Source organism: Wenyingzhuangia sp. IMCC45467, from assembly GCF_054111205.1.
This window is the reverse complement of the sequence record NZ_CM134196.1, coordinates 2,844,477-2,856,895: the sequence shown is the minus strand read 5'-3', so window position 1 is coordinate 2,856,895 and position 12,419 is coordinate 2,844,477. Positions and strand designations below refer to the sequence as shown.

At 33.3% G+C, this 12,419-nt stretch carries 6 protein-coding genes; 1 reads left to right on the top strand and 5 read right to left on the bottom strand.

What is annotated here, in order from left to right; all coding sequences use genetic code 11:
- Positions 1 to 24: 24 nt before the first annotated feature.
- The 5 genes from ACXGQT_RS12175 to ACXGQT_RS12155 all read right to left on the bottom strand — a co-directional run bounded on the left by ACXGQT_RS12175 (position 25) and on the right by ACXGQT_RS12155 (position 10,816).
- On the bottom strand, positions 25 to 690 hold the full coding sequence (locus ACXGQT_RS12175; RefSeq protein WP_457828866.1) for a DUF3826 domain-containing protein: 666 nt from the start codon (positions 688 to 690) through the stop codon (positions 25 to 27).
- A 79-nt stretch (positions 691 to 769) separates the two neighbouring features.
- Positions 770 to 2,500, bottom strand: a complete 1,731-nt coding sequence (locus ACXGQT_RS12170; protein ID WP_457828865.1) for a polysaccharide lyase — start codon at positions 2,498 to 2,500, stop codon at positions 770 to 772.
- A 62-nt stretch (positions 2,501 to 2,562) separates the two neighbouring features.
- Entirely contained in the window at positions 2,563 to 4,521 is a 1,959-nt protein-coding gene (locus ACXGQT_RS12165; protein ID WP_457828864.1) for a RagB/SusD family nutrient uptake outer membrane protein, read from the bottom strand.
- 25 nt (positions 4,522 to 4,546) lie between these two features.
- Positions 4,547 to 7,912, bottom strand: coding sequence for a SusC/RagA family TonB-linked outer membrane protein (locus ACXGQT_RS12160; protein WP_457828863.1), 3,366 nt, complete (start codon positions 7,910 to 7,912; stop codon positions 4,547 to 4,549).
- 249 nt (positions 7,913 to 8,161) lie between these two features.
- Positions 8,162 to 10,816 (bottom strand): hypothetical protein, encoded by a 2,655-nt coding sequence (locus ACXGQT_RS12155; protein ID WP_457828862.1) that lies wholly within the window; start codon positions 10,814 to 10,816, stop codon positions 8,162 to 8,164.
- A gap of 360 nt (positions 10,817 to 11,176) precedes the next feature.
- On the opposite strand from ACXGQT_RS12155, the gene ACXGQT_RS12150 reads away from it, so the two are divergent.
- Positions 11,177 to 12,385 (top strand): T9SS type A sorting domain-containing protein, encoded by a 1,209-nt coding sequence (locus tag ACXGQT_RS12150; protein ID WP_457828861.1) that lies wholly within the window; start codon positions 11,177 to 11,179, stop codon positions 12,383 to 12,385.
- Positions 12,386 to 12,419: the final 34 nt, after the last annotated feature.

Genomic DNA, 12,419 nt, shown 5'->3' with positions numbered 1-12,419 from the left:
CATATTACTAGTTCTTATAAATAATTAATGATTTGCTTTCTTTTGAGCTTCTATACGCTTGTACCACGCCTCTCTTTCTTTAGTTAAATCATATCCTCTTTTAGATAAGTAGTTATTTATTCTTCCTTTGTATTTACCAAACCATGCGTGTTTTTCTTTTGATGAACCACCATCCATTGCTAACTCTCTAGCTTCTTTTAAATTATTAAAAATATATTCTTTTTCTTCACCAGTTAAACTAGGAATCATTTCTAAATGAGCTTTATATGTCTTAGGAAAAACTCCATAAGTCATCCCATCTTTTACTTGCTCCACTTGTTCTTTTGTTAAATTAGTATTTAATTTTTTAACATAAGATTGATGAAGTTTTTTCACCTTTTTATCTGCCTTCTTTTTTAACTTCTCTACCTTTTTATTTGTTTTTAACTTGTTATAGTTAGCAACTTTCACTTTGCTAATTTTAGCATCTCTAGCTTCGTGAATGGCATTTAAATCTCTATATTGATTTGCTATTAAGTCTCTTACTTCTAATTCTTTTTCTGCATTGTTTAAGCTCATTTTATCTACAATTTTTTGAGCTCTTTCGTTGGTAACCTTTACATATGCCGGATCTATTTTTTGTGCCACTAATGTTTGAACACCTATGAATAAAGCAAATACAGTGGTAATGATGCTACTAAAAGTTTTCATGATTTTTTCTGTTTATAAGAATAAAATTTCCTGCATGTTTAATAAAAACAAGCAGGAAATTTCTGAATGTTTTTATTGATTATTTTTTGTACTTAGCCAATCCGTTTTTCAATTTCGCTAAAGTATCTTCGTTATTTTCTAAATTTTTCCAATCCACTTTTTTCTTAGGATTGATTCCGTTTAAATACATTTCTAAGTTGGTATACCCATCTCCATTAATATCTCCATTTGCATCAGAAGCATCGTTTGGATTTAATTTAAATTTCTTTTCATAAGCATCTGGCATTCCATCTCCATCAGTATCAGTATATGGAGTTCCTTTGTATTCTGGATATCCTCCAACCTGTCTAATATCTGTAATAATTCCTTGTTTGTAAGAATCCGCAGACAATCTACGGTGCTTAAACTGATAAAAAGAATTAGGATCTAAACCTTTTACATATTCTGGTTTTCCTGTTTTAACAGTTCTCACAATACGTTGATCTACAGCATCTCTCACAGGCAAAGTTGCTCCTGCAATATCTAATACATTCTCAAAAGCATCTTCTGCCGATGTTATATTTCTTAACCAAGGCATTGGATTAGGCTTTGTCATTTTTATGTATGGAAAATAAGCTTTGGTTTCTTCATATGTCATTAACTCACCATTTTTACCTTCCATTTGCACACCACCTCTCCAGTTATCTTTGTTTACCTCTGGATATCCTTCTACTATATTTCCATTTACATAGGCACGACCAAATACTACGCTATCTAATTTACTTCTTCCTGCTTCAGGTTTTAAAATTCTATGACCAACAGCTTCATCTCTTGGCGTAACAGGTCCTGGTTTATAATAGTTATTAATCATGTTGAACTTAGCGGTATAATCACCACCATCTGTAGATCTGTGTTTCCAGTTAAACACAACATTATTAACAAAATTAAAGATACCATTCCACCCAATAGATGGATTTCTACCTGTATTGTTTGCCCATAAATTTCCTGTAAACATACAGTTTTCACCTCCTAGAGTACTTCCAAAGGAATGATTGTAAGTATCTAAAGCTTCTGAAAAAATACTGTTTTGAATAGTAATATTAACCGTTGGGTGTTTTTCATCTTTGTAACCTCCTCCTGGGCTGTACATATGTCTGTAAATAGACATGTTTTCGTCTAATCCCCAACTTGCTGATACGTGATCTATCATAATATTTCCAACAGGGTTTCCTCCAATAGCATCATCTCTACGACCTACAAAAGTTTCACCTCTACGAAAACGCATATGACGAATGATAACATCGTGAGTGTCAATCCATACAGATTCTCCTGCCACACAAATTCCGTCTCCTGGAGCACTTTGTCCGCCAATAGTAATATAAGGAGCCCTAATAATTAAGGGAGTTTTTAATTTGATGATTCCTGCCACATTAAACACAATAGTTCTTGCTCCACCTTTTTCACAAGCCCACCTTAAACTTCCTGGTCCATCATCTTCTAAATTGGTTACCGTGTAAGTTTGTCCTCCACGACCTCCAAAAGTGTACATCCCTCCTCCTTGAGCTCCTGGAAATGCAATGATATCTGCTTGTGGTAAATCTGTTGGTCTAGCTGCCCAAGGAATAAATGGTTTTCCTTCTCTTGCTTCCTTTTGTACAATTTTACTAGCTTCTACCCATGCTTCATCAGAATGTCTATATGCTTCTTCTTTGATTGCATTTTCCTTAGCTCTATCCTCATCGGTTAACTTAGGGTATTGCGCAAATGTATTACACACACCTGCTAAAAAAAGCACTAAAATAAATCTCATGTTGTTCTTTTGGTTATTCATGTTGTTATTGTTTTGTTATTAAAAACTACCTGTATTAAAGTAATACAGGTAGTTTATTTTTTTTACTGAAGTGGATTAAAAGTACCTCCGTTCCAACCTTGGGTTTGTTCTAAGTATGGAGCCGCTTCTATTAATTCTTGATAAATCCCAAAGAAATAATATTCATTATACCATTTGAATGTAAAATTTTCAGAATCTACATTATCCCTTATCACTACTTCAAAATGATTATCATATAAATAATCTACATATTCTTCATAAGAATTAACTCCTTCTGGATAACTTGTAGTGTTTCTATCAATTATTGGAGCTCCACTTCCTAAAAATGGATCTGGAATACCTATATAATAATTAGAAGGATCTTCTTTAGCAAAAGTATAATAACCTTGTCTTCTGGTCCCTTCAATTGGTTCTTGATTCAATCTAGTACAAGTTCCAAAATCATCATTATAAAGTAACCAACGTCTTAAATCATGAAAACGCTTATTCTCATATGCAAACTCTACTTTTCTTTCATTAATTATTGCTTCAAAATGTTCATCTCTAGTACTAACAGTAGACAACCCATATTGTCCATCAATATTTTGGATGCCTGCTCTTGCTCTTATCTGTTGAATATATCCTTTCCCTTCTGCTAATTGATTAAATCCAATCGCAGATTCTGCTAAATTCAAAACAACTTCAGCAAAACGAATTTCCATATAATCATCTCCGTTATTACCAAAATCATTAACATTGCTAGAATTGTCATTAGTAAATTTTCTTAAATATATTCCTGTATCATTTTGAAAAGTATTAGCTGCTATTTTAGGCTGATCAGGACCAACTGCTAGTGGATACCAGAAATATGTCCAATTTCTATAATTTGGACTTTCCTTATATGGCCATATACATCCGTTATAAGCAAATGTATAATAAAAACGAGGGTCTCTATTTCTATAAAAATTATTTAGATTTCCATTTGAATCATAAGGAGTTCCATCTGCCATTGGAAAGGCATCTATAATGCTTTTTGTTGGAGAAATAGCTCCTGCACCTCCTTGATCTTCAGATCTTGATCGATTCTCTGTACGGTTATTTTTTTGTATTTCTCCAGAAGTTGATGTATAATTATTAAATCCAAATGCAAAAACAGATTCTATGCCGTTATCTGTAAACCACATGTTCTTCCAATCTGGATCTAGTCCTTTTCCTTCAGACAAACAAGTATTATAAGCATTTAAATTAGCTTCATATGCACGTTGCCATCTTGACTGATCATCATTTCTATTAAATAATGGACTTGCCCATGTTAACAATACACGACCTTTTAGAGCTGCTGCTGCCGAAGCTGTAATTCTACCTGCCTCTTCTTTAGTGTAATCCCTTGCGTTTTCCAATAATGTTTGTGACATTTCTAAATCTAATACTATTTGATCTATCACTTCAGCCGAAGAACTTCTAGGAGTTTGATTTATTTCATCATAAACATTAGACGGTTGAGCTTTTAATACTAATGGTACTCCTCCATAAAGTCTTACAATCTCAAAATATTGCCAAGCTCTCCAAAAATAAAACTGCCCCTTAATTTGATTCTTAAAATCTTCATCCAACCCAGAATAATTATCAACATTGTCGAGATACAAGTTACAGTAACGTATCCTTGTCCATACATTATTAACTCCTGCACTTTGTCCTATTCTTTGTCCTAAAGACTTTAAACAATGGTTATTAAAAATGGAAACATCTGTGTATTCCCTATTAAGGTCACCTTGTCCTGCAACTTCATCTGATGCCTTAGCAAACAAGTCACCTCCAGAATGTTCCGCTGCCGCTTTAGACCACATTGTCATATTGGCATTATTATCAGGTAACATCATATAATATAGATGATCTAAATATGCTGTAGCTAAAAACTCATCTTTATATATCAATGTATTTACACTTGTATAATCCTCTTTTTCTTCAATAAAATCTGTACTACAACTACTAATAGCAATAGCTGTAACAATTAATAGACTTTTTATTTTTATATATTTCATCGTTATCTACTTTTAAACCTTAAAATTAAAATCCAATATTTATACCTAACGAATAGGTACTTAGAACAGGGTAATTATTATATGCCCCATATGGAGAAAGACCATAATCCTTATATGGGTTAAATAAAATAAATGGATTCATAGCAACAAAATTAACCTTACATCTACTTATACCTGCTTTCTCTACAAAACTTTTAGGTATTGTATAACTTAAATTAATATTTCTCATTAATAAACTAAAACTACTTACCCTCCAGAAATCTGAACTCACTGTATTTATTCCTCCCTCACTACCTTCAGTTCCTCTATTTACTTCATTTAAAAGATTAGGTATTGTTCCATTTGGATTTAAAGTTGGATGATACATATTAGCCCAAAATGCTGGTCTGTTTTCATAGTTCCCTCCTATATTATAACTTCCAAATGGTGACTTTGCTGATCCTACTTCTCTATATCCACCCCAATTAACAGTTAAAACAGTATTTAAACTTAGACCTTTATATGCCATTCTAATTACAGAAGAAAATCCTTGTGGTCCTCTTGCTGGTTTTCTTAATTGAATTTTATCAAATTGATCAATAATTCCATCTTTAGGAGCAAAAGTTTTTGTAGCTGGATCCCAAGCCCCTCTTATATCTCTATAATATAGCATACCTGGTTGAAGGTTAGCAGCATCAATATCAAAAACTTTCGTTATACCAGTATCAGCAATGTAATTATCTATATCTTCCTGGGTTTTAAACATACCTATATTATCATATCCCCACGCTCCTCTATCAACAAAACCGGGTTGATTTGTTGTCCAAGGGTACCAGTAATCTTCATTATCAAAATTTCCTTTAATTAATTTAGTTCTATTCCATGATGTGTTTAAAGTTACTCCATAACTAAAGTCAGCACCAATAGTATCATCCCAACCTATTGAAATTTCAGTCCCCCATCTTTTATGCTCTCCATAGTTAGAAGGAACCACTGATCCACCAACAGTAAAAGGCACACCTGTTGTTAAAGCAACAAGACCGTCAGTTATTTTATTATAATATTGTTCAAACGTTAGAGAAAACCTATTATCTAAAAACTTAGCATCTATTCCAAAGTTTGTTTTTAAATCACTACTCCATCTTGCATCTCTATTGGCCTGACTAGATGCTTCTAAACCAGGAGAAACAGAACCATTTCCTCCAAAAACAGCTCCTTCACTTGGCTGTGATTGAAAAGTTTGCAACCATGTCCATGGTCTTGTATCATCATTACCCGCTAAACCTATTGATGCTCTTAGTTTTAAAAAATCGAATACATTTGATGTAAAAAAGTTTTCATTAGACACATTCCATCCTCCAGATAAAGAATAAAACCTTCCCCAATAATTCTCAGGTGCAAATTTTGCTGATGCATCACTTCTAAACAGAAATTCTCCGTAGTACCTCCTATCATAGTTGTAATTTAGCCTACCTACCATCCCTAAGTCACCAGACTCTGATTTATTATTAACAGTATGTTCTTGATCTACATCTCCTGTATTTTGCCATAACATACCCTGAGACCAATCAGGCACCCCAGATTTAATCACACGAAGAGAACTCAACTCTCTTTCAGACCTTTCCATAGCGAATAAAGCCGACACATTATGTTTTCCAAACTCTCTCTCAAAAGCACCTTGAAAACGTAATTGTTCATTTTTACTTTTACTATAATCTATAAGTAACCTATCACTATTTTCAACAACGGTAACCTGTGGCTCTCCATTAGCAAAACTCTTTATATCATTTGTCCCTAATGGACCTGAACCATTTTCATACACAACATATGTTTGTCCAGTAGTTGTAAATTGATCCGCCCCATAAACTTGATACAAATTATATACTCCACCTTTTTGATTTCCTCTTTCATTACTTTCTTGTCTTGAATAATTCAAACTAAATTTTAGTCCTTTTATAAAAGGCACTTCATAATCTACATTTATATTAGCACTTACATTATTATCTGTCGTTTCCGATAAATTTTGTAACCTAAGTAACTCACCATAATGAAAGTTTACCAAATTATCTCCAGTACTAGCTCCATTAAGCACAACAGGAGTACCATTTACATACATAGGCATAAATGGAGTTCTATTTAATAACTGCCTGTAATCATCTTCTCCGCTTTGATTACCTATTGAACTTGACGTTCTAGCAACATCAGTAAAATAACCTGACACTTGAAAACTAGCATTAAAACCTTTAGCTAACTTCACATTAGACCCTGCTCTAAAAGACCATCTATCATAATCTAACGATCCTAAATTACCATCTTGTGTATAATATGATATTCCTCCAAAATAAGTAGCATCTTTAGTCCCTCCCGACAAACTAACATTATGTCTTTGTGTTCCTGATGACGTCCAATATTCATCCAAAGCATTATAATTTAATGATTTAAAATGCTCCAATTCTGTAGGTGAAAAGAAATAACGATTATCTGGAGCTTCATTTGCAGAGTCATAAGAACTCCCTATACCGCCTTGAGGGTTAATACTATTCATAACATTAAACACTTTACCATATTGATAAGCACTTAACATTTTTGTTCTGTAAGTTTCGTCTGATAACGAAAAGTTTGCTGAGTAAGAGAATTGTGCAGGCCCTCGTTTCCCTTTTTTTGTTGTAACTAAAACAACTCCTTGTGCAGCTCTTGATCCATATATAGCAGCGGCAGCATCTTTCAAAAAAGAAATACTCTCAACCTGAGAAGCATCTAAATTATCAAACAATGTTGAATCACTAAACCCTGTATTAGGATCTATTTGTACCACACCATCTATTACATACAAAGGCTGGTTAGCACCATGAGCTAATGCATATTTAGATCTTACAGACCCCTGTAAGGTAGGATCACGAATAGTCAATTTTGCCGCTTGTCCTGGCCTTGATTCTCCTCCTGAAACATTAAGTCCTAAAACTCGCCCAACAAGAGCAGCTCCCAAATTACCTACAGGTAAATCTTCAACATCTTCTCCATCAATACTTTCTACAGCCCCTGTTATATCTTCTTTTCTCTGAGTACCATAACCTACAACTACAACTTCCTCTAAAGCAGACACATCTTCTGTAAGTACAATATTTATCTCTGACTTTCCTTTAATCGCTACTTCCTCTGTCTTCATCCCTACATAAGAGATTACTAAAATACTTTTAGAGCTAACATTTATGCTATATCTTCCATCAAAATCTGTAGTTACCCCATTACTAGCATTTTTTTCTACAATACTAGCCCCAACCAAAGGAAGACCTTCAAAATCTAAAACTTTACCTACAACAGTAAGCTTTCCATTTGAATTTTGAGAAAACACAGAAACAGTTAAAAAACTGATAATAAGAAAAATAACAGTATTAATATATCTTTGTTTCATACTTATTTGTTTAGTTATTTTTTAATGTTTAGTTAATTTATTCTAACATACTTGAACTAAGTACATACACGAACAACAAATATTATTAAATTAACAATAATTTGACAATATTTTTGAACTGTGAACAATTTTATAAAAACAAAATACAAACACATTCTATAAATTCATTAAAAACCCAAAATACTTAATTCATAAAAAAAGTGGCCTGCATTAAAAACACAGGCCACTTTTTATCATTTATAACATATATTAATTAGTAATAAATTTCACTGATTTTACACCCTCAACTGTTTTTATAGTAGCTATCCAAACTCCTGATTGAAATTCAAATTCCATATCCTCTTTAGTCTCTACAGTTTTAACCAACTCCCCTGTAATACTATAAATATTAACTTTTGTTGCATACTTAACATCTGAAACAAACACTCTACTTCCTTTACTCTTAACCGTAGAAGTAACAGCCGAATAATCTCCAACCTTATCTATCCCTAAAGTAAACAAAGGATTTTCAACTAAAGTTGTTGGCACTCCTGAAACACCATAAGTTAACAAATACACCGCATTTCTCCATATTGTTAACGCTTCTGGTGTAATATTTGTTCCATCACCCATTATCATTGCCCCATAACTAAAAGACAACATTACAGCATCTACACCTAAAACATCACTCGCATCTGTACCTAATTGTGTCCCTGAAAGAATATGATTAACAACTAAAGCTTGAGATACATCTGTAACTTCTGGTGTAGTAGCTAACGAACCTGTACCCGAAGGAGCAATATCTAAACCATTTAACACATCAATACCTTTATTTCCTCCCACACTTCCATCATCAGAAGCAATAGCTTCTTTAAAAATTCTTATATCGTTACTTTCTGAAAAATCAATTCCATTAAATAGCGGGTGTGCTGATATTGTGGCTGTAATAGAAACATTTTGAGTAGCAGTAACCGCTGCATCAGCATCTGTAATAGCCTTACCATTTCTAAAAGCCCATGTTTTGTTATAAATAATTGGAATAGTTACGTCTTTTACAGCAAGCTTACCTCCTGACTGAAATAATGCTGCACCTGAACTAAAAGTCTCTTGAGCAATCACTAAATCAAAACCTGAAAGCTCTGGTATTTCTGTTCCTAATTGATCAGACTCTACATAAGTTACATCAATATTAGCATCAGCTATAAGCATTTTAATTACCGGATCTTCCCCTGGTGCAGATGCTCCGACTCCCTGTCCAACACCTAATTGATTTACATACAATACTTTTTTAGGAGCTTCATAAGCAGAGTTTTCTACCAATGTTGTTGGCACTTCTGCAGCACCTTTAACTAATAAATAAGCTGCATTTCTCCAAATAGTTAACGCTTCAGGTGTAATATTAGCACCATCTCCCATAACCATTGCACCATAACTAAAAGACAGCGCAACTGCATCAACAGACAATACATCATTCACATCTGTACCTAACTGTGTTCCTGATGGAATGTAATTAATTACAAACGACTTAGAAGTATCAGTAACCTCAGGAGTGCTAGCCAAGCTTCCTGCTGTTGTACCTGAAATATCTAAACCATTTAGCACATCAATACCTTTACTCCCCCCTACACTTCCATCATCAGTTGCTGTAGCTTCTTTAAATATTCTTATATTATTTCCACCAGACAAATCAATACCGCTAAACAACGCATGAGCTGGATCAGTAACTGTTACAGTTATGTTTTGAGTAGCAGTTACAGCTGCATCTGAATCCGTAACAGCCCTACCATCTCTAAAGGCCCATGTCTTGTTATAAATTATAGGAATTGAAACATCTTTTACACTTAATTTACCTCCTGGTTTAAATATATTAGCTCCTGAGCTAAAAGTCTCTTGAGCAATTACTAAATCAAAATTCGAAAGTTCAGGTATTTCTGTTCCTGACTGATCAGACTCTACATATTCTACATAAAAATTAGGATCATTCATAAACATTTTAATCACTGGATCTTGTCCTAGTGCAGATGCTCCTTCACCCTGTAATACACCTGATTGATTTACATAAAGAATCTTACTTGCTTCTTCTGTATTTTCATAAAGAGTAGTAGGCACTGTCATCCCTGTAAGCATATAAGCTGCATTTCTCCATATAGTTAATGCTTCAGAAGTAATATTTCTACCATCTCCTCTCACCTGAGGTCCATAACCAAAAGCTAAAATAACAACGTCTACAGAAGCCTTATCGGTAGCAACAGTACCTAATTGAGTATTAGCAGGAATATGATTAATAACTACTGATGTTGCTGGATCTACAACTTCTGGAGTAGTTGCTAAAGTCCCTCCAGAAGCATTTCCAATTTCAATATTATTAAGAACTTTCAGCCCTGTTTTGTTACTCGCTACAGTACCATTATCATTTGCTGTATTAAGAAACAAACGAACATCATTTCCTCCTGAGAAATCAATCCCATTAAAAAGTACATTTGATTGATTTGATGGATCTACTGTTACCGATACACTAGATTTATTTTTAGCTATTGAAGCTCCTGTAGTAACAGCTTTTCCATTTCTGAAAGCCTCAGATTTACAATAAATAACAGGAGTCGTTAAATTTTTAAGCCCTAATGAACCCGATGGCTGCATTACCGAATTACCCGATGACAATGATTCCTGTATAATTATTAAATCATAAGGAGTTAAATCAGAAGGAGTGACAACTCCAGAACCATCAACCGTTCCTGTTGTCACCTCAAAATTAGCATCTCCATCTAACATCCTAGTAATAGCATCATCTCCAGGAGCAGAAGTTCCATCTTCTTGCTGAGCATTCGCATTATTTAAATACAGCACCTGCTTAGCCTGAGCTTGCATTTTCGTAGTGACCAAAGTCAAAAGAAGCATTAATAAAAAAGTAATTTGTTTTTTCATAATTATAAAATTAGTTTAATAAAAATTTCTCATTATTTTAAACACAAAAATGTGTTTTAACCAAAACAATGGACTGCAATTTTAATAATTAATAATAATACCGCAACAATATTGAGCATCGGTCGATTTTATAAATACAAACCATATGATCTAAAAATATAACAAACTTAAAAACTACAATCAAACATCTTAAAATCAGCAATAACATGTTATAATTTACAAAATCGACCGAAGAACAAAAATACATTCTGAATCTGCAACAAATCTATATATTGCCCATGTCTATCAATTTATGTTTCTTGCATATTTACAGGTAAACATCAATAGATATGATAAAAAAAATAACCAAAACTTATTAAAATGAAAAAAAAATTACTTTTATTAAAATCAACACTATTACTTTCCATAACAACTTTTTATGCTCAAGATATTAAATACTGGGATTTTGGAGCTAAGGAATTAGGAGCTGGCTTTGAAAATGTTATGCCATTAAATTATCTTAATGCTTTTGCAAACTACAATAGACAAGTTCAATACACAGACGAAAATGGTACTGTAATAGAACCACAAGAAGGATTTGAAAACGAAAACGGACATAGTGCTCAATCTCTTTACTTTTCTACTTTCAATACAAAATACGCTAATTATACTTCAAGTTCTCGTTTTCAAGTAACATCTAAAAGCTCTTCTCCTACACCTCCTGGAGGAACTTTATTAGGTGGTGGTAGTGAATACACAAAGCCCAAGTTACTGCCTGATTTGGACGGAAATGCAGATCTTGTTTTTCAAAGAGATAGTAATAGCGATAGAATTTTAACAGTTAATACAAGCGTTACTCGTTTTGACGAACGTACTGAATTACCCGATAACATAGACACTAACTTATTCCCTGGTTGTTTACAATTTACAACTCCCGGTGAAAAAAGATGGAATAGAAGTGGAGGAAGAGGTTTTTTTATAAACTTAGATGCAGGACAATGGGTTACTGTTGTAGGAGCTGGTCAATACACAGATATTGAAGGTGATGGATCTTTAGGGTTTAGTACTGGATACATCAAATTTCAAAATGAAGGAGGAACAGGAACTCCTGTAGAATATAATGATTGGGGTGCTGGTACAGGTAATTCTGACGGACCAATAGATGGATCAGATACTGGTGATGAGGCTCCAAGGGTTATGCAATTTCAAGCAACAGCAGCTGGAACTTATAAATTAGCTAACAGAGGAGGTACGATACGTATATATAGAATATACTTAGGAAAAGTTGATGTATCATTAGGATCAGGTGTTGAAACTAAAATATATGAAAATGGTGTTTATAGTAAAACATTAGATTTAAGTTTTTACAACAACCCTAAAGTATCTACAAATCTTTATGCTATTGATAATAAAGTTTATATCTCTAACGTAAAATCTAAATCAGAAGTTAAAATTTACAGTATAACTGGTGGCCTAATTAAATCTTTTACAACTAAAGAGGATATGGAGTTTGAATTTCAATCAGGACCTTGGATAGCTACTATAAAAACAGCTGAAGGAACAAAATCAGTAAAATTATTAGTGAACTAATTCAATATTATAACATGTTTAAACAGGGATATTT